The sequence below is a fragment of the Limnohabitans sp. TS-CS-82 genome, assembly GCF_002943475.1.
The window spans coordinates 164403-190738 of sequence record NZ_PTQX01000015.1; the positions used below are offsets into that span (position 1 = coordinate 164403).

Annotated in this window: 3 protein-coding genes (1 of these 3 only partly in view); all 3 read left to right on the top strand. The window is 56.2% G+C overall.

Annotation, left to right across the window (positions count from 1 at the left end):
• Window positions 1–21290: the 3' portion of an LEPR-XLL domain-containing protein gene (locus C5F52_RS24025; RefSeq protein ID WP_104800879.1), read on the top strand. It extends 19321 nt beyond the left edge of the window; 21290 of the gene's 40611 nt are visible here — the last part of the coding sequence; its start codon lies beyond the left edge, outside the window; it ends in the stop codon at window positions 21288–21290.
• Complete coding sequence (locus C5F52_RS24030) at window positions 21208–22299, top strand: DUF1566 domain-containing protein (RefSeq protein ID WP_146100152.1); 1092 nt, start codon at window positions 21208–21210, stop codon at window positions 22297–22299. The genes C5F52_RS24025 and C5F52_RS24030 overlap by 83 nt, the downstream gene beginning before the upstream one ends.
• Before the next feature lie 20 nt (window positions 22300–22319).
• A partial coding sequence (locus tag C5F52_RS24035) for a hypothetical protein (RefSeq protein WP_146100153.1) occupies window positions 22320–26336 on the top strand: 4017 nt, incomplete at its 3' end.

The following is a 26336-nucleotide window of genomic DNA, read 5'->3' on the forward strand; positions in this document are numbered from 1 at the left end:
ACCCTGCAACCCTGCTGAATCCTGAGTTGGATGACGGCGTGGTCTTGGGTGGCAATGTTCGCCTCACGACCTTCCGCGAAAACAGTGCGGTGCGCTTGAGCGCTGATGGCGATTTGACGGTTTCAACGCCCGCTTGGACACAAGAAATTGTGGCCGATGGTTTTTCCGAATTGGCCAGTGGCGCTTTGACAGGCAATGTTTCCTTCGGCATCCATGTGCACACAGGTGCGTTGGCCACTGACAACATCTTGGCGCAAGGTGTTGTGAATCTGACCACCAGCGCGACCCAAACCAACACAGATTTGTTGGGCTTGGTGGCTGACGTGCAAGCTGCATTGAGCGCGTTGGGTATTGCCGATACTGTGGTCAAGGTTCGCTTGGTTGACGGTCGCTTGCAACTCACCAGCGCGGGTTATCTGTTTGACATCTACGCAATCAATGGCGGCAACGCCGAGCGCTTGGGTTTCAACCAGATCGCCTCTGCTTCTTCTGTGCGCACCACGGGTGCCACGGTGTCTGCCCGTGTTGCTGCGTTGGAAGCCAGCGCACGCGGTTCGTCGGTCACGATTGGTGATGCTTCGAAAGAAAGTGGTTCCATCACTTTGATGGGCTACGTCAAAGCCTATGACGCGATCAACCTGAACACCTTGGTGCGTGCATCCGGCGCACAAAGCGTGTTGTTGTCCTCGACGAGTTTGATGGAAACACTCAGCGGCGGCATGCTGTTGACCCCAGCGGGTGACGCGGTATTGGAAGGTGATTTGATCGCCCGCGGTCGTTATGCGGACATCGTGGTGAAGGCCAAACAGACTTTGGTAATCCGCGGCAGTTTGACGGCGCAACGCGATATTTTGATCACGGCTGGCACTGAGGCCACCGTCCGCGCAGGCGAAGTGAGCTTGCGCACGGTTGGCACCAGCCAATTGTTGACCCTCGACCCGGGTGGCCGCATTGTGTTGACGGGCCTGAACGATGTGGTGATTGACAGCACCATCGGCAAAGGCAACCCGAATTTGGGACGCTTGGACATCACGTCTCAAGAAGGCACCTTGACGATTGGCCGTCAAAGCGGTTGGCTTGAAACGGGTGCGTTGATGACCTTGAATGGTAAGAACGTGGTGGTCAATGGCGTGCTGAAGAGCAGCCTGGCAACCGCTGCAGCTTACGACGACGAAGTCACGATTCGTGCTACACAAGATGTGACCTTGGCTGGCAACTTCTCGCTTAAAGGTTCTTTGCGTGTGGATGCCGGCAGTAACTTGTTCGCCTACGACACCCGCATCTTGAGTGATGCTGTGGGCCAACATTTGTTGTTCAGTGCCGGCGGTAATCTGGGCATTGGCTCGGTCTACGGCAAAGTGGGCGGGGCCGTTGTGGAGGCCAATGCTGATTTGAAGATGCTTGCCAAGGGCAATATCTTGATGGGCGCGGACAGTCAGTTGGCCACCATGGCTGACAACGCCACTGCCTTGATCTCTGGCGCTAACGTGCAAATTTTGGGCTCGGTGATGGCCGGTGCCACATTCGACCCAACAGCGGCTACTTTCAGTTGGACCGGCAAGTTGGCGAGCTTGGACATCAAAGCCGCGGCTGGTATGGTTTTGGGCAATACCGCTGTAGGCGGCTCTCTGCGCGCAACGGGGCGTTTGAGTGTTCAAGCGGCCAGTGATTCCCGTGGTGTTGGCATCGACATGTCGCGCGCCAGTGCCATCGTGTCTGACCCAACAGGCAAGTTTGGCAGCGCCACCTCTGTTTGGACGGATGACTTGATTAGCGATAGCGCGCCTGATGGCAATGTCACGCTGAACAGCGACGGCAGCATCTGGTTGCGTGGCAATGTGTCCGCCCCTGATGTCGGCGGCGATGTGGTCATCACGTCACGCAGTCAGGTTTGGATTGATGGTCTGATGTCGGCCAACGACAAGCTGACCATCACGGCTGGTACTCACATCAGCAAGGTGGCTGTGTTGGTGGACACCTTGGTGATGGATGGCACTCAGTACGTTTCAGGCGGCACGCTGGATACCGCTGCTGGCGGCACGATTACCGTCACGTCCACCGACAGTGTGGTTGTGAAGGGCGTTGTTGGCCAGCAAGACTTTGGTGGTGCCAAGGTTGGTTTGTTGCGCATTGAATCAACAGCTCAGGATGTTAGTGTTTATCGCAACATTGACGTGCGTGACCATGTCGAATTGCTGGGCGGCAACATCAGCGTGCTCGCAGGCAGCTATGTGTACGCCACAGGTTTGGACTCAGACGTCTATGTGCGTGCTCGCACCCAGTTGTTTGTATCAGGCAGCACGGTCGCTTCGCCAGCATCGAACGATGCGCTTATTAAGGCGGACAAACTTGTTCACTTGGTTGCACCAAACATGACCGTGAACGGCATTGTGCAAGCCGGTATCACGAATTTGGGTGCAGCCAATGGTTTGATCTTGTTCAATGCCAGCCAGTCGATCTTGATCGATGGCGGTTTGATTTCTTCGGACGGCAATGTTCAACTCAATGCTGGTGTTGACATGTCTTGGACGCGCACGCGTCTCGAGCAGGCCATCACTCAAAATCAATTGATTGGCGGCAACATCACCATCAAAGGCGATGCGGTGTTGTCGACGGCGACAGGCACGGTGCAAGTTTTTGCGGGCGGCGACGTCACCTTGGATGCCGCAGCCAACGTGGCAGGGTCGCGTACGGTGTCTGTCCAGTCCTACCGTACGGTGGCGGAGACCATTCAAACCGTGACGGGTTACCAGCAAGTGGCCGTGGGTCAGGTGCAGGTGCCTGAAATCACGTGGGTGAAAACGCCCATCACAGAAATTACGGAATACAAAGAATTCAAGGTTGGTAGCGAGTACACGACCATGGACGTGACGCTGACGCAAATCGGTTATTACAACCCGAATGCGCCCGTGAACCGTCGTTTCGTCGAATACTTGGTCGAAGGTATTGACTACACCAACGCTGGCGTCAACTGGGCCAATGCGGCAAGCGAAGCTTTGCCTACTCAAACAGCAACGGCACCCGGTACCGACTACAAAAACTTGACCACGTACCGCGACTTCTCGCAACTGTCGGATGCCCAACGTCAAGCCGTGATGAACTTCACGGGTTACAAGGCCATCTTCCAATTCGACTACGCCAACGCGGTCATCAAGAAAACGGTCAATGGCACGGCTGCTGCTGACCAAGCGTGGACGCCCGACTGGGCCAATGCCGCGCAAGTGGTGTACTACATCGACGTGGCCGGTTGGAAAGACCGTTACATTCGCATGCCCAAGGGCGCGAACGTCGACATCTTGCGCGTTGAGAGCCAAGGTCAGACCCAGTACCTCACGGGCGACACCACCAAAGCCACGACCACTGATTTGTCGACCGCGACCAACGATGCGCAAAGCGACGGCACGTGGGTGACGGTTCGACCCGCCACCAACAGTGCGGGTGAGTATGTGGGCCAGTTCAAAGAGTATGGTCAGATTGACTACACCCAACAAACTTCGCGTTACTACTTCCCTCTTGACGGCTATCTTGGCGGCTACTTGGAACCCCACGCCGCCTTGGAGGATGGTCGCGCTCAGTGGTTGGCGACTTACGACACAGGTTCAGGCATCAAGACCTATGACATCCAAGGTCGTGACCCAGCCGTGGCCACCACCTTGGCGCGCGATCCGATGTGGGAGTACACATCGTCTGGCAACATCATTGCTTACAACCAAGATGCCAACCAAGGTCAGGGCAATTTGTCCAGCAGCGCCATTGCTGCTGCGATGGAGGCTTGGCAGCTTGGTCGTTACACCGACCGAATCAACGCTCCTAATACGTTTGTCGATGCCTTGACGTTGGACACCTCGTCCTTCAGCCAAGTTTCAACCAGTTCGCGTGCCAACATGTTTGGTTTTGACTTCCGCTATTGGAGTGGTTGGACCCAGTTGGCCCGTTGGCAGCAGGACCACCAAGGTAATGGTGGCGAGTACAACTACGTTTTGTTCTACAACACGTACACGGGTGACGACCAGCGGGCTGTCAAGCAAGACATGTCTGGAACGAGGGTCGCCGTACTCATGAGAGACAGCGGTTACTACAACGTGGCCAATGTGGTAGACGGCAGTGTCAATAATGGTGGAACTTTCTTGCCATCTTCTGGGCAAGGCTTCGACCAGCTGTTGGGCTCCATTGATTACACAGACAACACCGGCAAAAAGGGCGGTAGTGAGTTCAACATCTACCAAGTGGATGGTCGTAAGGAGCTTGAGAAGTACGTTGCAGAAACCTACAACGATTACTCCTACAACTGGAACTCGAACTGGCATCCGATTTATGACCAACGGATCAAGCAAAGCTTCAAGATGGTGTCGCAAGATCGCGACATCTTCCAGAAGTTGCCCGTTGAACAGACCACCTATCAAGATGTCATGGTGCTCAATTTCAAAGACGTCACCGTCTGGGAAACCCGCGCCATCACACAAACAGAAACGGTCCTCAAAACTGAGGTGTTCACAGACACCGCCGCAGCGCGTGCTTTTGGTAGCTCGGGTAGCTCTGTCGCAGCCAGCGAGATCAACATCACGTCAGGTGGCAAGGTCAACCTGAGTGGCAAACTTGATGCGACCAACAATGTGTCGATCGATGCCCAAGATGTGTTGCGCATCAAAGGTATTGCTACAACAACGGTAAACGCCCAGGCTGTGCCCATCACCTCGACGGTGAGTGGCAAGACGGTCTCCTTGCACGCAGGCCGTTTGTTGGACGTGGATGACTCGGGTCAAATCCTGTCGACACAAGTCGGCACCGTTGCCAACCCTGTGATTTCGATCACGTCTGGGCGCGACATCACTTTGGGTGGCGTCGTGCAAACCGATGACAGCACAAACGTGCTGGTCAGTGCGGATCGTGCGCTTGATCTGTCTGCCAAAATTACCTCGGGCAGCATCAGTCTCAAGTCTGGTCAGGGCGTGTCGAACGATGGTGACATCTTGGCCGATGCCGATACACAAGTGACTGCCACGCGTGCGGGCTTGACCTTCACTGCTGGCTCGGCTGGCGGCAACATTGTGTTGAACAACGCCTCGTTCTCAGCCACGCATTTGGTGTCGAATTTGCTGGACCAAAGCATTGTTTTGACTGCCGCCATGGGTCGCATCGAGCAGGTGCAAACACTGCGCACTGACGGCGTCACACAAGAATTGCTGCCAAGCGGTTTGCTGACCGCCAAGAAGGTTCAAGCCACTGCGGCTTTGGGCATCGTCTTGAACACTCAAATCAGTGAAGCCGTCATGAGCTTGACCGATGTGGGCGACATTTTGGTCAACAACGCTGGTAACTTGTTGCTGTCAGACGTGCAAGTGTTGGATGGCGCGATCAAGGTCATCAACGCAGGTAATTTGAATGCAGACAAAGTGCTGGCCTTGGGCAACAGCGACCGCAACGACATCACCCTGCGCACGCAATCGCGCACAGGAACGGGTGCGACCAACACCTCAGATTTGCGCATTGGCGCTGTGAACACAGGTGCGGCTACAGGTGTCATTCGTGGTGACTTGACGTTCGATGTGCAAGGCACCATCACTTTTGCTGATGCCATCACCGCCATCAAAGCCGATGAGTTGACGATTGCAGTCAAGGGGCCTTTGGGAACCGATGCCTTGCCCGTCGCAACCTTGGTCAACACCTTGAATGTTCAGACCAACGGCGTGGGCGATGTCTTTGTGAAGCAAGGTGCTCAAAACATCAAGCTCAACAACGTGAAGATTGCCAACGGCTCGCTGACGGTGTTGGCAGGTGCCAACGTTGACTTGGTCGATGTCCGCTCCATGTCGAACAGCGATGCCAATGACATCTTGATCCAGGCCCAAGGCTCTGTGTTTGTGCGTTCCATCTCCGCAGGTGTTTACGCCACAAGTGATGCAGATAAGCCGGCCATTTACGACTCTTTAGGCGCATCGGTTGCTTATACCTCGCTCACCTCGTACGGCGATATCACCTTGCGCGCGATCACAGGTCAGGTGATTGAGACCTATACCGACGCAGCAGCAGACATCGTGGCTGACAAGCTGGTGATTGAAGCCGCGACGGGTGTGACAGGTTTGGAAATTGCAGTCAACCGCTTGGATGTGGTGACGACGGCCGGCGACATCCAAATGAGTGACTTTGACGGTTACCTCGAGAACACGGTAGGTTTGGATGTGTTGCGCGCTGTGGTCACAACATCCGCCGCCTCTGACAATGCCACGCGCAATGCCAGCGTCAGTTTGAGCGCTTTCAACGAGTTGCGCGTCGGCCAACGTACCGTGCTGGGCACGGGTGACTACAACGGTCAAGTGCGCGGCAACAGCATCGCTTTGACCAGTCAGACCGGCAGCGTGATGGTGACCCGTCCAACAACCGGTCCTGATGCTTTGGTTTACAGCCGTGCTGTGTCGTTTGTGGCGGGTGATTCGATTCAGTTGTACCAATATTTTGGTGCCCCTGAGAAAACAGAATACCGCGCAGGTACTTACTTCCAGTTTGGCGACAGCACAACACAAATCACACGCGCTTTGCCGAGTGTGATCAGCTCTGACACCGTGATCTTCCAAACCGGTGGCAGTTTGAGCCTCAACGGCACCATCTCGACCAATTTGAAGCTGGAGTTGGTGGCGGGCGAAGACTTGACCGTCAGTGGCATCATTTCGGTCAAGTCACCACGCTTTGATGGCACGGTCGATGCTGACGGCAAGATTGATCAAGTCATCTTGACTGCCAAAGGTGAGCGTTCGATCATCAAGACCGCCAATGGTTCGGGTGCTGTCATGACGCCCACTGGTTTCATCAACATTCAAACCAATGACTTGCCAGCATTGGGCTTTGAGATCCGCGCTTTGCGCGATATCTTCATTGACCTCAATGACACCGCCCCTGGCGTGACACGAGATTGGGTCTTGAACGGTTTTGTGGGTGGATTAACAGGTTTTGACCCTGCATCCAACATCACACTTCGTGTGGAGGGTGAGCTCACTGTTCAAGGCGGTATCGTGGCAGCCAACGTGCTCGTAGGCCAAGTGTCTTTGCGTGCCAACAAAATCACCTCTGACGGTGCCTCGGTGTTCATTGCCCAAAACTTGGTGGTGGATGTGCAATATTCTGCGCAACTCAACACCTTGGTGGAGCACCTCACGATTGACTCACGCAATGCAGGCGACATCAGCGTGAACGAAGCCACCGGCTTGATCGTCGACCGCATCGTGGCCAACAACGGCCGCATTGATGTGATTGCGGGCGGCAATTTGTATGTGCGTGATATTCGCAACGTGGCCGATGGCGACGATATCGTTATGAAGTCCGGCAAAGACATTTATGTGGACTACATCGAAGCAGCCACGTCAGTGGGCGCCCTGAAGCAGTCGGGTACCGTCACGGTGGATGCCAAGGGCATGCTGTACGAATGGCAGTCCAGCCAATTGTCCACACCGGCAACCCTCACTGGTTTGGTTGCTGGCAGCATCACTGCTGCCCAGTCCACACAGGTCAGTTTTGCCAACCGCACGGTGGCTGTGGCTGATGTGTATGGCATTCAAATTGACAACCGCAAGTACGAGGTGGTGGCGACTTCAACCAGCACGCTGAGTACCCTTTTGGCCGATCTCGCCGCCAGAATTACTGCGGGTGAAGCCAACGTGTCTGCCAAGACTGCCACGTTGTCTGGCACTGGCTTGATCATCACCGCTGGTGTGAACAATCTGTTGTTCCAAGCCAGTGGTTACGCCTACACGGCCTACGACCAGCGTTCTGCTGACTTGTATGGATACAAAGTCAACGTGCTTGGCAATGCTGCGATGACGCCTTTGGTGTTGTCTGACCCATCCAAAGCCGGTGTTGGTGCTGAGATGGAAGTGCTCTACACAGCGCTTGGTTCGACAGGTCTTAAAACTGGCGCTACAACCGTCCAACAAACGGCAGCTTTTGCCTCGGGCGGCGGCATTGAGAGCAGCACCGCACAGTCTTCGGTGACGGCGGGCAGTAACACGGCTCAAGTGTCGACCGTCCAGTTTGCGCGTGTTCTCGGTCCGCAATATACGTACTCGTTCAGTATCACCAATGCTGGAGTTACTGATACTTACGACATCCAACCCGGCTTGAATGGCCTGTCGAGCAGCGCCACATGGACAGAAGTGTTGGCGGCTTTCAAAACAGCCATTGAGCTTGACGGAGTGGTCAGTGTTGTTGCAGATGACGTCAGCCGTACCTTGACCTTGACTGCTTTGGCCGCCAACCAAGTCTTTACCGTTGGTAATTTGCAGATTCGTGACACGGCCAATACGCCGGTTGACAACGCGATTGACTCTGCTGGCAACGTGCCTACGCGAATGGCCGGTGCCGGTGGTTTGCAAATCTCTGATTTGGCGTTCAACACCACCTCGTTGTCAGCCACAGGCGTTTACACAGCGGTGGTGAATGGCAATTTGTATTCCAGCCGCGTGGGCACAGACACACGTTTGTTACTCACAAATCCAACCACTCCGATCGACGAGCGCACCGTGCAATTCAGTGCGCAATCTGGTACGGTGGACAACACGAAGGGTACGGCTTCGGTTGTTAATCAGATCGTGTTGACCTTCGGTACAACGCCCGCAAACGGTTCAGTCGTTAAGGTTGTAGACGGCACGACCGTTCTTGCTAACGTGACGGTGGCTTCATCCGCTACGTATCTCAATGCGTTGGAGACAGCCATCAATGCTGTCGCTGGCTACACCGCGACAGTGTCGGGCTCGACCTTGACGTTGACCAAAACCACGGCATTTGGCAGCGTGACGGTGACCGACGCCAGCAGCGTTGCCCTGTCGGGTGCGACGGTGGCTTTGAACAAGCAAGTGGTCGATTTGCAGGGCTTGACCATCACCACGGGCAGTACTTACAACCTGACAGTGGCTGGTACAACTTACAGCTTCACCGCACCGTTATTCAGTAGTGATTCCACGGTTGCTTCTAACTTGGCCGACTTGGTCAATGCCGCAACAGGAACAAGCCATTACACGGCCACGGCCTCTGGCTCCAAAATTACCTTGTCCTCTTCAACTGGGGCGGTCGCTGGCGCCTCTGTCTTTGTGGGCACGCTGAGCATCGTCAGCGGTTCCGAGACAGTTTGGGTGTCTAAGGGCACGCAAGGCCCTGTGGTGGTGGATGTGTCAACCTTGACGGCCCAAACTGGCGCCGTCTACAAATTGACCATTGGCACGACCAGCTACAGCTACACCGCTTTGGCTGGCAACACAGTGGCAACCATCATGTCGGCTTTGGAATCACTGGTTGATGCCGGTACTGTGGCAACAGCGGCCGTGGAAACCGTCACCGTGGCGCAAACATGGGACTCGGTGCTGGCAGATTTGAAAACCCAAATCGAGCGTGGCGAAGGCGCCACCCTCTCTGTCACGCCGACAGCAACCGATGCCAAGTTGACGCTGACCTCGATCAGCATGAACGACAGCTTCACCATCGACAGCGTGGGTGTTGACAGCGTGGGTATGGTCACACGCAGCGGTTCGTCAGCCAGCCAGTTGGCTGCTTCCGGTGTCACGCAACAAGCCGTGGTCAAGATGTCCGATACGGCCGTTGTGGTGACAGGCGACAGCTACAGTTTGGTCTTGCAAGACACCATCGGTCGTACAAAAACCTACACCGTTGCGGCCAACTACACCGTGACAACACCCGCGGTGATGCCGACCAGTGTGGTCACGCGCGCTGTGACGTCGACCGTGCCACAGATTTCCACCATCGATTTCACAGGCACCTTCTCAGCCAGCGCCACTTACAGCGTTTCGTTCATCAACTTTGACAAGCAGGCCACAGCCAATGCAGCGGGCGCAACGCTCTCTGCTGTTCTAGATTCCTTGGCTTCCACCCTCAATGCTGCTGCCGGCGGCGCTTTCACAGCGGCCGTCAGTGGCAACACCTTGGTCTTGACGGGCGTTGCTGGCAAAGACTTTTACGCTTTTGTTTCCAGCATGCCGATGACGGCAACGACTGTGTCGGGCGGCTTAGATGTCAAGTTCAGCGCTTTTACCCCTGCTGTGGGGCAGAAATTCAACGTCAGTCTTTCTTGGACAGATGCGGGTGTCGCAAAGTCAAAGTCGTTTGGCATTACAGCAACAGGCACCGACTGGTCATCTACGTTGACTCTGTTGCAAGACGCTATCAAGGCAGAAACAGGCTTCAGCGGCACGACCATTGATGCAGCCACGCGCACGCTGCAAGTGCGCGCTGGTTACGCCAATTTGGCGGTTTCGAGTACCTCTGTCCTGTTGGCCAAAGTCAAAGTTCAGTCCGAAGTGCTGGCCGACTTGGCCACCTTGGTCAATGCGGACAGCGCCACGACCCACGTTGCAGCCACTGCGAATAGCTCGGCCAATTCACTGACCTTGAGTGCTACCACCAGCAACACCAAGTTCATGCTGGCGGGCTTGGTCAAGTCCAACACCAACTCGGTCACGGACAACGGGGCCACGCCAAGCAACAGCCCAGATGTCGCCAAGCAGGTCTCCGACATCGTGTTTGATAACTTTGTACCTGCTGCCAACCAGCGTTTCAGTTTGACGGTGGCTCAAGCAGGCGCGGTCACGAAAACTTACTTCACCACCATCACGCAAGCACAGTTGTCTGGCCTGACACAAAGCAACCCCGTTGCCACACGCCAAGCCTTCTGGAATTTGGCGCTGACCGACTTGGTCAGCCAGATCAATGCGGACGGCACACGCGTGGTCAATGCCTCGTTCACAGCACCGACTTTGGTGGCTTACGACGCCGGCAATTCCACAGCTGCCCCCCAATTTGTCACGGCACCCATCTTGAGTCTGGAAGCGGTTGTCAGCAACTTGGCCTTCACGGTGAGCAATGTCTCCGTGGGTGTGGTGGTGGATCAGTTGGTGGCGTCACCCGGAACAACAGCCACCACGACTGCCGCAGGTTTGAATGCGACGCAAGTGTCAAGCTTGGTTATCCCAGGCACCGCCAAAGCGCAAACAAATTACGGCGTCACCATCAATGGGGTGGCTTACACCTTCATGTCCACGGATGCCGTGTGGACGAACATCTTGAATGGTCTCAAGGCCGCGATCGATGCGGGTGGTGCAGCGCCGGTGACCGTGGTGGTAGATGCGTCTGGCTCTAACCACGCCTTGACGTTGACCGCCAAGGTGGCGAATACTGCCTTCACCGCCACAGCCAGCGCCACTGACGCCTCCGTGGGTAGCCCATTGAACCCAGTGGCCGTGGCGGGTGACTACGTCTTGGTCATTCCTGACCGTGACGCGGGCAGCTTTGGTCTCAAGACCACGGGCAGCTTGACAGTTGTCAATTTGCCCACTAACCCAGGCGTGAGTGAGTTGATCAACTTGGGCGCGGGCGATGGCACGCACCTGGCCAGCAATTTGGTGGTGGTGTCTGACATCAACGTGGGTCGTTCCACAGGTGGCGGCACAGTGCAGCTCGCAGCCACTGGCGGCGTGACGCTGGGTGGTACGGTCACAGCACAAAATCTGTCGGTCACTGTGGGCGGCAACTTGAGCTTGACCTCCAGCGTCGACAACCTCAGCGTGCTGATGACCAGCAACGGCAACCTGACTGTTTCGCAACAAGGTGCCTTGAATGTCTCGTCCATCACCATGGTGGCTGGTGGCAATGTGTCGATTGAGGCCGAGGGCAACATCGTCATCACCGACCTCTTGGGCGTGGCTGGTAACGTAACCATCACCTCGAAGACCGGCAGCATCACCATTGGTCATATGGTCAATGCAGGCAGCGTGGTGTTGTCTGCTGCGCTGGGTGCGGTCACCTTGGGTTCTGCCACCAATACCATCGAGGCCGACACCTTGTCGATCAATGCCAAGGGCGCGATCACGGTGTTTGAAGCCGACGCGGTCACCATCAACAGCTTGGTCAGCACTGACCATGACACAGTCCAAGTGACGGCGGGTGGTAATTTGACCGTCAACGCGGCTGTGACAGCCACGACCGACAAACTGGTGGCCCTCAAAACCACGGGCGGCCGCTTGATTTTGACGGCTCCGATCACCACGGCCTCGGGCACCATCGATATTCGTGCCACGCAAGGCATTGAGATGACGGGCGATGCCGACTTGACCAGCACCAGCGGCAACATCACCTTGGTCGCAGGCAACGATGTGTTGCAGATGACCGGCGAGACCGAGATCAATGCAGGTTCGGGTTTGGTGAGCTTGACCGCAGACGGCAACATCACGCTCGGCAAGATCAGAACCACCAACGCTGGCGACTTGGTCATTTCTTCAGGTGCATTGATTGACGCGGCTGAAGGCAGCACCGACATCATCGCCACTGAAGCACGCTTGGTCATTCAAGCCGTGGGTGGCATTGGTACCTTGCTCAACCCGATTGAGATTCAAGTCGCCCGTCTCTCCATCACCAACGATGTGAATGTTTCAATTGCTGGCACGCTCACCGCTGAAATTGGTCTGCAAGAAGTCGACGGCCTGATCATTGAAAACGTCACCCAAAACGCATCGGGTGGCGTGATGATCTCCACGGTAGACGGTCGCATGCTGGTCTCTGGAACAGGTATCAGTTCTAAAGCCGGCGCTGTCACGTTGTACTCGGGCGGCACCAACGGCACCATGCGCCTCGATTCAGACATTCGCACCACGGGTGGCGATGTAGCCTTGACCGTTGAAGGTGGCGATTTGTTGATGGCCGCTGGCGTGCGCGTCGGCAATGCAGATGCAACGACGGGCGATATCGCCATCAAGGTCACCAAAGGTAGTTTGTTGAATGCAGGCTTGGTGACAGGCGCTGACGCGACGCTGCGTTTGGATGGCTGGATGGCCATTGACACTGACCCAAGCGTTGCCGTCGTTGCGGTCTACAACCCACAAATTCAATGGATCATGTCACGCGGTTACTACCACGTTGACACGGCCACCGGTGAAGTCACTGTGGCGAATCTGCCGCCAGAACTGGTGCCCGCACATTTGGCCAATGGCACGGTGTTGCGTAGCGCCGGTGGTGCGTTCTTGCAAACCTTGGGTACACCCAATGCAGATGCCAGTAACGGTGGTCGTATCGACATTTCAGTACAGGGCTCTGTTGGTCAAGGCGTGATTGGCTTTGATGTCTCTCCCAACAGTGCGTTCATGGATGCTGAGATGCTCACGGCGTCCAGCAGCACACGCGATGCTGTTCAAGTGATCACAGCCGGTTCGATTGAAGTCGAGCCTGTAGGTGGCGATAGCTTAGTGAATGCGGGCAGCAAAGCCGGTTTGACCGCCATCAGCAGTCTGAGTGGCATGCAATCGTTCTGTGGACCGATTGATGCGACAGGCCAAGCCATTGGTTTGCGCGGTTTTGATGTGGACATTTGCTCCTCTATTTCTAGTGCCGACGGCGCCATCGATTTGGTGTCGCTCAACACAACTGGCACGGTGCTGTTTGGTAACTCGAGTACTGACCTCAGCGCTGGCGCTTACCAGGTTGATAACTTGGAGTTGTCAAGACTCAAAGCTGGTTTCTCTGAAATCGTGATTGGTAGCGCCTTGAGTGGTAACAATGTGGTGCTGGGTGATTCCGGTACGGCAGGTAACGGCACTGTGATTGCCTTCCAAGATGACGTGTTCTTGCAAAACCCAGTGTTGGGTGGCGAGATCAAGATCAACCGACCTGTGACTGTGTCGGGCAACTTCAAGGTTCAGGGCTCAGGCTTCACCACCTTCTGGAACGGTGCAGCACCCGTCACCGTCACAGACACCTTGTTCTTGGATGACTCCCTCATCCTCACAGGCAATGTGGTGGCGATTGCAGGTGCAGATGGCACGGGCAACATGGTGTTGGGTGGCAGTTCGTCGCACTTCATCAACGGCGACAACATCGCTGGTGCGGACACCATGACGGTGAAGGCACCAGGCAACATCACAATCAAAGGCCGTATCGGTTACTCCTCAGAGTCGCCCAACGATCCACTGTCTGGTTTCACCGTCGACGGTGTTGAGGTGAGCGCAGGCATCATCAACTTGCCAGACGATGTGACCTTTGAAGGCGAAGTCGTCTTGAAGGGCGATTTGCAAATCAAGGCTTCAGGCCGCGTTGTGTTCGCCAATGGCGTGAACATCACGGGTGGTAACTTGACCATCTTGGGCGCCTCTCAGGTGGTGTTCGAGCAAGGTGTGTCGGTTCAAGCTGGCGGCATTGCAGGCAAGGGCAACTTGTTGATCGAGGCCGATGAAATCGACTTCTTGGGTGGTTCGGGCTCGGTGCAATCTACCGGCGGCACCTTGACATTGCGCTCAGCCGATCAAACCTTGAGCTACGAAGTGGGTGACCCTTCCTATGCGGATTCGGGCCGTTTGGAAATTTCAAACCGCGATTTGATGGCCTTGGCCGATGGGTTCGGCAAGATCGTGATTGGTCGCGAGTCGGGTGGTCATGCCGCCGGAGGGTCGGGTGACATTCGCATCGGTGCGCGTAACCAGATTGAACAACCTTTGGTGTGGGACAGCCTTGAGGTTTACGCGGGCAGCATTCAGGTGATGGACATGGCTGACAGCAGTGATTACACGCTGACGGTGGATGGGTCTATCAAGTTGGATGCCGTGAATAACATCACCATTCAAAACCAAATTCAAGCGGGTGTCAGCACCTTGCAAAACATGGAGATTTACTCCGCTCAGGGTGCTGTCTTGCAAAACGATGCAGCGTCTGCGCTCAGCGACCGTGCGTTGTCTGAACCCATCAAAGCGGCCCAATTGACGGTGTATGCCAGCGCTGGCATCGACTTGCCGTTCTTGATGGCCGACAAGGTGTCGGCCCTCAACGTGGCGACAGGCGATTTGGTGCTCGGTGAATTGGCCGCGGGTGGCAGTTTGAGCGTTGTTTCTGTGATGCAACAAGGTTCAGGCGGTTTGACTGTGTCCACTGGTGGCGGTGATTTGGTTCTGCTCAGCGCTGCCAATGGTGGTTCGGGCGTCAGCACGGCGGCATTGGGTCAAGTCCTGCTTTCGGCTGCTGGTGTCAATAGCCAACTGGCTATCCATGCGAACGTGGTTGCCAATGGTGGCAGCATCACGGCACAAGCCACAGGCAATGTGGTCAATACGGCAATGGTGACCAACACCACCGGCTTGATCCACTTGAGCTCAACAGGTCAAGACGTCTTGTTGCAGAACAAGCTTGAGTCGCAAGGCTTGATCTCGGTCGATGCCAAGCGTGACATCGTGATGTTGGATGGCCAACGTTTGGTGTCGTTGAATGCCGCTGACACGGGCTCCATCAGCTTGGTGGCATCGCGCAACATCAGCGTGAGCATTTTGGAAGCCGATGGCAGCTTTGTGCTCGAAGCCACGTCCGGTTCCATCACCAATGGCTTGACGGGCAACGTGACGCCCAACTTGTTAGGGGCTGGCGCATCTGCCACCTTGCGCGGCGGTGCTGGCATCGGTGTGGGTCAAACGCCTTTGACAACGCAAATTGCCAAATTGGCAGTCAGCAACACAGGTTCTGGTGGCGTCTTTATTCAAGAAGCTGACGCACTCGACATCACCGGCAGTCACGGCACGGGCAGCAATTCAGTGGACGTCAGCGCCACGGCCTTGACCAATGAAGCGACTGCGGGTGGTGCCTTTGTGTTGCGTTTGCTCACAGGCAACCTGACGGTCAATGGTCCGATCAAGGCTTCTGGCAATGTGTTGTTGCAAACCGTGTTGGGTGCCATCGATATCAAGTCGGACATCACTTCGACATCGGGCAACCTCAGTGTGGCATCGGCTGGTTCGATCACGATCGCTGACAGCCTGTATGACAACTACGCGCCAACCCTCAAGACGGAAGCCTCAGGTCGTTCCATTGCGCTGACTGCAGCTCTGGACATCTTGATGCAAACCGATGCTCAAATTTCTGCCAAAGAAGGCGAAATCAGCCTGCAATCGAACGCTGGAAATATTGAAATTGGTGTGTTGACCACAGGTGGTTCGGGTTCGATCACCCTGAAAGCAACAGCGGGTGCTTTGTTTGATAAGCAAAACGATGATGCAGCGACGCGTCGCGAAGTGAACATCACCACCGGTGACCTGATCATGCAGGTTCAGGGCAACGTGGGTTCAACCACCGCACAAATCGAAATCAGTGCAGACAATTTGGCGTTGATCACGACCCAAGGCAGTGTGCAGTTGGTTGAAAGCAATGCACTCCAAATCGGTGTTGCCTCGCCTGCCTCCGTGCAAGATGTGCAAGCAGATGGCACCACAGTGGCCAGTGTGGGTACTTCTGTCACTGGTATCACGGTTCAGCAGGGCAACTTGAACCTGCGTGCAGGCAGCAAGACCAGCGAGATTTTGTCGAGCAACCAAGCCGTGACGGTGTCCGGCAACGTGTTGATGACGTCCAGCGGTGGGTTCGATCTGCAATCTGCTCTGACCAGCAGCGCTGGCAACATCAGCATGGTGGCTACTGCGGGTGATGTGAAGTTGGGTGCGGGTGGCGATGTCACCGTATTGGCGGCAGGCAAGACGGTTGACATCGAAGCCACAGCAGGCGCAGTGGTGATGCAACTCAGCGGCACCAACGAAGCCGTGATCCAAACCAACGCAGGCAACGTGCGTGTGAGCGCCGCAACCGCAGCGAAGAACGTGACCGTGGGTCAGATCGACACACGCAGCGCAGCAGACCGCACAGCGTCAACACTGACAGGCCAAGCAACTTGGGGCGTAGTGAGCGTGATCGCAGGCGGCTCGGTGTTGGACGCAGACAGCAGCGGCGCAACAGATTTTTACGCCTCGAACTTGCGTGTGAACGCAGGCGCAGGTGTGGGCGTGCTGGGCACAACGCTTAACGCGCTGGACGTAGAAGTGCAAACCCTGAGCGCAGTGGCAGCAGCCGGCGCGGTGGGTGTGACGGACGCCAGCGATTTGACAGTGGGCACGACCACGGCAATCAGCTTGAGCCGAGTCAAGGCTGACGGCACGATGGACACGACAGTGCTGACAGACGCAGCACAGTCGGGCGTGAGCGCAGCTAACGGTTCAGTGGCGATTACCGCAGCGAGCAACTTGACCGTGAGCCAAGGCACCATCATCACTGCCAGCGGCAACGTGAGCGTGCAAGCGACGACAGGCAACGTGAGCGTAGGCGAGATCAACAGCAGCGCAGGTACTGTCACGATTCAAGCCGGCGGTTCAGTGGTTGACGGCGACAACGCCATCGACGTGACAGCTTTGGGCTTGGTCATCACCACAGGCAGCACAGGCGCCATTGGTAGCAGCACAGACGCACTGGAAACAGCAGTCGGCACCCTGACCCTGTCTGTGGGCAGCGGTGGTGCAGCCATCAGCGAGAGCAACGGCTTAGAAACCACAGGCGTGCAAACCACAGGCGCTTTGGTGGTGAACGTGTTGACAGGCGACTTGAACGTCAAAGACGGCAGCACGGCAGTGGGCATCCAAGCCAGCGGTACTTTGGCCTTGAGCGCAGCAGGTGCAGTGAGCATTCAAACGTCAGTGATGAGCGTTGGCAACGTGAGCGTGCAAGCCACAACAGGCGACGTGAGCGTAGGCGAGATCAACAGCAGCGCAGGTGTCGTGACGATTCAAGCGGGTGGTTCAGTGATTGACGGCGACAGCGCCATCGACGTGACCGCCTTGGGCTTGGTCATCACCACAGGCAGCGGAGCCGCCATCGGCAGCAGCAGTGATGCACTGGAGACGTCAGTCAACACCTTGACCCTGTCCGTGGGCAGCGGTGGTGCGTGCATCAGCGAGAGCAATGGCTTAGAAACCACAGGCTTGCAAAGTGCAGGCGCTTTGGTGGTCAACGTGTTGGCAGGCGACTTGAACGTCAAAGACGGCAGCACAGCAGTGGGCATCCAAGCCAGCGGCAACCTGCGCTTGAGCGCTGCGGGTGCAGTGAACATTCAATCGACTGTGACGAGCACAGGCAACCTCAGCGTTGTGTCAACAGCAGGCGATGTGAGCTTGAGCGCAGCGGGCGACATCACGCTGACAGGTGCAGGCACAGTGGATGTGCAAGCCTCACAAGCCGTGAACCAAGCCAACGTGATCACCGCAAGCGGCAACGTGAGTGTGATTGCCACGACGGGTCATGTGACCTTGGGTCAAATCAACAGCAGTACAGGTAATGTGGCCATTCAAGCCGGTGCTTCGGTCATCGACGGCGACAGCGCCATCGACGTGACAACCCATGGTTTGTACGTCAGCGCAGTGAAGGCCGGTAGCGGTAGTGATGCCATCGATACGTCTGTGGATACCTTGTCGGTGTCTGTGGGCAGCGGCGGTGCTTACATCAGCGAGAGCAACGGTTTGTCGACTGGCACTGTGTCAGTTGTCGTGAACCGAGTGAGTCTGAGTGGCGCAGCTGAAGCTCAATCCGCTCTCGCAACGCAAGGCGCTGGTTTGCAAAGTACAGATGCAGGCGCCTTGGTGGTCCAAGTGCAGTCGGGTGATTTGACGGTGAACGCAGGCACTACAGCAACAGGCGTGCAGGCCAATGGCCATGTGTTGCTCAGTGCGACAGGTGTTGTTGCCATCGATGCCGACATCACCAGCGCAGGCTCTGTCAGCGTCATCTCGACTACCGCCAATGTGAATTTGAACGCGGCAGGTGCCATCACCCTGACAGGCGATGGCAGCTTGGATGTGCAGGCCGAACAATCTTTGGTGATGGCCAATGTGGTCAATACCGTGGGTAATGTCAGCCTGAAGGCTTCGATCGGTGACATCACGCTCAGTCAAGTGACCAGCAGCGCAGGATCTGTGGCCCTCCAAGCCGGTGGTTCTGTGATCGATGGCGACACCGCAGTTGATATCACCGCACAAGGCTTGTATGTGAAAACGAGTAGCCAAGGTGGTTTGGGTCATCTGGCCGATCCTTTGGAAACATCGATCAACGCCCTTTCAGCGACAGTGGGTCGTGGCGGTGCTTATGTGCTCGAAACATCTGGCTTGCAAGTTGATGCCGTGTCGGTCGCTGTTAATCGCATCAGTACCGATGGCGCAGCGCAGGCGCAAGCGGTCATCGGCAACACCTTCGGTCAGTTGATCGTGTCCGGTGGCGGTGCTTTGTCCGTCAATGTGAGCGCGGGTGATCTGCAGTTCAAGACAGGTTCGCAAGTGCAAACCACGGGCGCTGGCACCATCAACCTGAAGTCCTCGGATGGCTCAGTTGTGCAAGAACAAGGCAGCCAAGTCAGCAGTGATGCGGGTGCCGTGCAAGTCGATGCCAAAGACAAAGCCCAAATGACCAAGGTCAACACCGTCAGCGGTGATGTGGCGGTGTCGTCGACCCAAGGTTCGTTTGAATTGCCCGCTGTCGCACCCGGTGAAGTGGTGGACTACGGCGGCAAACCTGTTCGCATTAAGAGTGTGGACGTACAAATCAACGCGCCTGTTGTCAGTGCGGGCAGCAGCTTCGAGTTGACCACCCCAGGTCAAACCGTCAACTTGAGCACGCTCAACAGCACCAATGCGGTGACGGTCACCTCGATTCCTGTGGGTCAAGCCTTGCCAGTCACCTTGCCCTTCGTGTTGGGTGATGCGATGGGGGCAACAAACTCTGGCGTGTCAGTCGACCGCACCGAAGTTGGTTTCATCGGAAGTGCCGATCCAGCCCTGCAATTGAAAGAAATTGTGGTGGGTAGCCAAGCCCCGGGCCAACTGATCCTGTTGCAATCGGACACACAACACAACGGCAGCTTGGTGTTTAACGCACCGTTGGTGTTGATCGCCTCTGGCCTGTTAGAGCAAGGTGGTGTGATCACAGGCAGCGCAGTCAAAATTACCGGCGACATTCAAGGTCGAGGTTTGACGGTTTATGGTTCAGGCTCTACGGTGACCTACGAAGGCGCCAACCTGACAGAGACCGGTGACATTGTCATTTACGACTCGGTGGTCGTGAACCAAGACACCACGTTGACGGCCACAGGCGACATCAAGATTCAAGGCAAGATCACCGTCAAGCCTGGCGTGACATTGACGCTGGTGGCCAATCACGTCACCTTGAGTTCTGGTGAGTTCAACGGGGTCACCCGTGGTGGTGTGGTCTTGTTAGACGATGCCTCAAGCACGACCGACATGGCCACGCTCAAGATCACGGCCAATGACCTGACGGTGGACGTCGCCATCGATGGCGGAGACGTCGGTAAATTGGTACTGCAAGGTGGTGTGCTGGGCAACGGTAAAGAAGCGGAGTTGGCTTCGTTGGCAACAGCGATGGTTGACGGTAGCTTTGCTTCGTTGAGCTTGGGCGATGCCAATCACGCATTGAGCTTGGGCAATGGCAGTTTGTTGGCTGAGAACGCAGACGCTGTTACTTTGCTTGGCTCACAAGTGCGTTTGGCGGACAGCGCAGGCGGCACGGCCACATGGGCACTTAACACCAAGTCATTGACCGTGCAAGCGGGTGGCGGCGATGTGAGCTTGGATGTGAAGTTGATCAGCACGACGGCAACCGATGTGAGCTTCAAGGCGGCCTCTGGCAACTTCATCATGACAGCTGACGCCAAGGTGCGCACCGAGGGCGGTTCATTGACGGTGCAAGCCGGTGGTGATGTCGTCATCGGTGAACTCAATGCCAGCGCTGCCGTCACAGCCACCGTGGGTGGTGTGGCCTTGGACAGCGCACAAGGTGTGATTCGTGCGGCTTCGACTAGCAGTGGTTTGGTCAGCGCTTACACGGTGTCTATGTACGGCTATGGCCCGACCGTGATTCCGCCATCCGGACAATCTGCCATTCAAGTGCAGGCACAACAACTCCAGGTCTCAGCACCCAAGGGTCAAGTGGTGCGTGATTCGGGTAGCAACGGCGAGACTTACTACACGCTGATCAACCGCAACACCTACTATCGTCAAGCGACGGTGTTGGGCACTGCGCCTACCAACGTGGTGGTCGATAAGTCACAAGTGGCGGGTAACGCGCAGGGCGCGTTGACGCAAGTGAAGCAAACCGCACAAATGGCCATGGCTTACCTCAGCCAAGGCATGTCTTACGGTTTGACGAACATGCGCACGTCGCCGACTGCTGCTGCTTTGCCCGCAGCAGGCGTGCGCTCTTACTTGGCGGGTGTGATGCAAGCATCGCAGCCGGTCAGTGCGGCCATGAGCATTGCTTCTGGTATCTCGGTATCAGCGCCCAACACATCCAGCACGACAGCAGCAGATTTGTTGTCTGATCTTTCCTACGGTATGTCCGCCGACACCACTGCAGCCTTTGTGCTGGGTAGTCCTGGCGTTCAAACCACCAGCTCGGGCGTCAAGGCGACGTCTGTGCTCAGCTTCGATTACGAAGCTTGACTCTGTTTCAAGAAAGCCAACTGACATGAAGAATGTTTTTGAACAATCTAAGGCCGGACTTCGTGCCCTGAGCCAACGCGCCTGTGTTGGGCTGACGATGGTGTTTTTGAGTGTTGGTTTTGTCGGTTGTGGCGGCGGTGGCGGTGGCGCCGCCCCTCACTTTGCTTTGGACGCCAATGGTGTGCTGACCGACAGCACCACCGGTATCCGTTGGGCCCAAGTGGCAGCTGGCAGTGCGCCAACTTCTGCACAGCGTTGGCCCACTGTCGATGAGTTGCTTTATTTGATTGACAAGTCTTCATTGGCTGACTTGCCAGCTCAGTTTTCGGCCACCTTGCTGAACAACGATTTGGTCTTTGCCGGTGATGTGAACAACAGCCGTGCGAATGCGTTGTGGGGTGTGAGTTTTGCGTCTTACAACCTTGGCGCTGTTTACAACGTGGATGCAACAGACCTGCCTACTGTGGCGACACCGCAGCCTAAGCAGCTTGTCGTTGTGACTTCGGGCAGTCCTTCTGCTTTTTATCGCACCCAGTCAACTACCAATTACTTTCCTTCCAGTACCAATGTCAAAAAAACGCTAGTTACCTATGACAAAGAGAATGATTTGACATGGAAGACCTGCTCAGAAGGCATGACTGTCTCTGATAATTTGTTATCGTGCTTGGGCACCCCCTCGCAATACACGGCATCCAACTTGGATGCTCAAACATTCACTGATGGTTGGAGATTACCCACCCGCTACGAACTTGCTGCTTTGTTAGATCGTGATAAAGGTCAGTTGGCAAATCCGCGTTCTTACATGATCAATGGCGATTTTTTTGATATTTTGAACGGACAAATTGGTTGGTGGTCTGCCGGCGTGGAATCCTTCCCCCCTCGGATTTATTGGTCATCGACAACGGACGCAAACGCGAAAAAATTCGTGATCTCCTTTGATGAGGGCAGCATTCGTCCTGACACGGGTGGTTCGTATTACATCCGCCTAGTTCGCAGCGGTAAGTATTGAGCGCTGACAGTCACATTTGTATGAAAACAGCACGCTTTACACCTTCTGCATCTGGCCAATCCACACGTTTGACTGCGTCGAACAGCCGCTTTCGGCTTGATCCGCTTGAGCAACGCACGCTGCTTTCGGCCAGTTCTTTGGCCGTGCTGGTCGATGCTTTTGTGGTTCAAGACGAGACCTTGGCGCGAGCGCAGGCCACTGTGGTTTCAGATGCCGTGGTGTCGGCCTATGCCGCCACCGCAGCCCAGACGTCATCGTCCAGCGATCCAGCAACTTCGGTGCTGAATGTCGGTGCAGGTTTGCAACAAGCCCAAGGTTCCGCTGTGACGATGCGTGGCGTATCGGTGGTGGGCTCAGTCTCCGTGGATGCCTCCGTTGATGGTTCGGTCACAGGTTTGTCCATCGCTTTTGACGAAGCGTGGTCCAAGGTACGTCAAGCTTTGGCTGTGCAGCCTGTGGATGCTTGGTTTGGTTTTTTCCCAGGCACGGATGCCACGCTGACCGCAGATTGGTCAGCACGCGCAACGGCTGCTGTGAATTTAGTGGGCACTCAACCGCTGCCTTGGCATTTGGTTGCCGTTCCTGGTTCGGTATTGGGCCAAGCTTATGCGGCATTCGCCGTGCAAGGTGATGCTGGTGAACCGACCATTTTGGTGAACCAAGATCGCATTTCTTCGCTCACCAGCCAACGTGATTTGGTCGCGGTGCTGGTGGAAGAAATCGGTCACGGCATTGACTACTTGATGAATGGCGAACACGACTCGCCGGGCGATGAGGGCGAGCTGTTTGCAGCCCACATCATGGGTGCCGCGTTGACCGCTGATGCGCGCGCGCGCATCTTGACAGAAGACGACAGCGCACAGATTCAGTGGCAGGGCCGCTCTGTTCGTGTGGAGCAGTCATTGACGGTGTCCAGCACGACCACGGACAGCAATGGTCGGTACATGGCGGACGACACGGTGATCGTGTCGGGCAATGCGACGGTTACCACCAGTGGCGCCGGTTTGATGGTGGGTATTACCCCAAATTTCAGCACGCTCGATGGCAACAACGGTACGGACAGTTTGACGTTGAAGACCCACGGCAACGTGGTGATCAATTCACTTGTTGGTAGTGTGGATCCCCTCAACGGTTTAACGATCACCACAGATGCGACCGTTTATCCCACCAATGTCACCTTTGCATCCAGCATCACATTGGATGGCTCTTTGGACATCACAAGCTCGGGAACGGTCAGGTTCTCTGGCGATGTGACCTTGCTCTCTGGCTCGTTGACGATCCGAGGTGCTTCCAACATTATTTTTGAAGGTTCGGTCAATGTCTCTGGTGGCAACATCACGCTTGAAGGTGATGAGATTGACTTGAGCGCCTCGCGTATCTTCCGCTCTGTGGGAGCGACGTTGACCTTGCGCCCCACAACCGTCAATTTAGACATCGATGTGGGTGACCCTTACGCTCAAACTCAGCTGAATCGTTTGAACCTGACCAACGCTGAGTTGAACTCGATCGCCAACGGCCAGTTTGCCAAAGTGATCATTGGCAGTGTGGGGGGTGATGGCCATGCCGCTGCAACATCAGGCACTGTGCGTTTTGGTGGCAATCAAACCGCCAACCAGTTCACGTTTGAGTCTGCATTGGATGTGTATGCCGGTTCCATCCGTGTGGAGGATATCCAAGGCAACACGGGTGTCGGTGGCGCTGCATTCATTGTTGGCGGTGAGCTCAAGTTGGATGCCCACAATGACATCGTGCTTTACAACGCTGTTGACGCAAAGACAGTTTCCGGTGGCGTCGAAACCTTCAAGGCGGTCACGCTGTATGCGGCCACAGGTGCGATTCAGCAACTGAACCAAGTGAGTAACTTGGGTGGCGATGGTGTTTCCAGTGAACCCTTGCGTGGCAGCACCTTGAACGCGCGGGCGATGACGGGCATCACGCTCTCCGCCACTGAATTTAGTACCGTGACTTTGCTCAACGAAGGTGCCACGGGCAACATCACATTGCAAGAAACGGCCAATGGCGCTGCGCTGAGTGTGCTTTCAGCTTTGCAATCCAGCGCGTCTGCGGTGGGCAATATTGACATTTCGACCTTGGGTGGTGACTTGACTGTGGATGCCACGGGCTCCGGTGTCAGCAGCGCCAGTACGGTGACTTCGAATATCACTTTGCGCGCCAAAGCCAATTTGGTGTTGAACCAAAGCCTTTCTGCCCTTGACACTATCAAATTGGTGGCTGTGGATGGCAACATCTCTCAGGCCGCAAGCCAGTCCATCACTGCCACACGTTTGCTGCTGCAAGCTGCGACGGGTGCTGGCACGAGTGCACATAGCCTTCAGACCCAAGTGCAGCAATTACGCGCCTTGGTGACCACCAGTGGTGGCCTGTTTATCGATGAACAAGATGGGTTGGTATTGGATGCCAAGCAGAGCAGCGACGTGGCTTCTCCTGTTGATGCTTGGGATTTGATGGGCACCGAATTTGCTCTGAAAGTGGCTGGCAACTTAGCGTTGCAGGTGTTGAATGGCACGTTGACCGCCAACGGCACGATTCAAGCCTTGGCGGTGAGTGGCGTGGCGGCGCAAGCCGGTAATGTGCGCTTGCAAACGTCTAAAGCGCTGGTGTCGCCAGCTGCAAGCTCCGTTCTCACCGTCAACGCAGCACTGACGGCCGAGGGCCATGTCAGCGTGTTGTCTGACAGCGATGTGGTGCTCACTGCGATGGGTGACATTGCATTGACCACGGCTGGCAAGACGCTGGACATTGAGGCCAGCACAGGCGCTTTGACCATGCAGCTCAGCGGTACAGACGAGGCCGTGATTCAAACCAATGCGGGCAATGTGCGTTTGAGCGCGGCCACGGCCGCCAAGAACGTGACCTTGGGTCAAGTTGACACACGCAGTGCCGTTGATCGCGCCGCCTCTCAACTGAATGGTCAAGCAACCTGGGGTTCGGTCAGCATCATTGCAGGCGGCTCAGTGTTGGACACCGCTGACAGTGGTGTCACAGATGCCACAGATATTTATTCGGCCAACTTGCGTTTGAACGCAGGTGCGGGTGTAGGCGTGTTGGGCGCAACGCCTAATGTGTTGGAAATTGAAGCCTCTAAGCTCAGCGCTGTGTCGCTTGCCGGCGTGGTTGGTGTGACGGACAGCTCTGCCTTAGAAGTGGGCCAAGTTGCAGCATTCAGTTGGAATCGCGTGCAAGCCGATGGCAGCTCTGCCGCTGGGACTGCAGACCCTGTGCAATCGGGCATCAGTGCCGCCAACGGATCCGTGGCTGTGACTGCGGTGGGTGCCTTGAGCGTGACGCAGGCCATTGCCTTGACAGGGACAAGCTCCCTAGGCAATTTGTTGCTGCAAGGCGCCGATACAGGTGTGGGTGTGACGGCCGCCATGACAACTGCAGGTGGCTCCGTCAGTGTGGTCGCAGCCGCAGGCGACGTGACCCTTGGCGCGACGGGTGATATCACCATCACTGGCAACGGCACGGTCGACATCCAAGCCACAGCCGGCGCAGTGGTGATGCAACTCAGCGGCACCAACGAAGCCGTGATTCAAACGGATGCAGGCAATGTGCGCTTGAGCGCAGCAACTGCGGCGAAGAACGTGACCGTGGGTCAGATCGACACCCGCAGTGCAGCCGAGCGCACCACACCAGCGCTGACAAACCAAGCAACCTGGGGCGCCGTGAGTGTGATCGCAGGCGGCTCGGTACTGGATGCAGACAGCAACGGCGCAACAGATATTTACGCCTCGAACCTGCGTGTGAATGCAGGCGCAGGTGTGGGCGTGCTGGGCACAACTCCTAACTCGCTGGAAGTGGAAGTGCAAACCCTCAGCGCGGCAGCAGCAGCCGGCGCAGTGGGTGTTGCAGATGTGAGCGGCTTAGAAGTAGGCACGACGGCAGCCATCAGTTTGAGCCGAGTCAAGGCCGACGGCACGATGGACACGACGGTGCTGACGGATGCCGCGCAATCGGGCGTTAGCGCCGTTAATGGATCGGTGGCGATTACAGCAGCAGGCGCTTTGAACGTGACG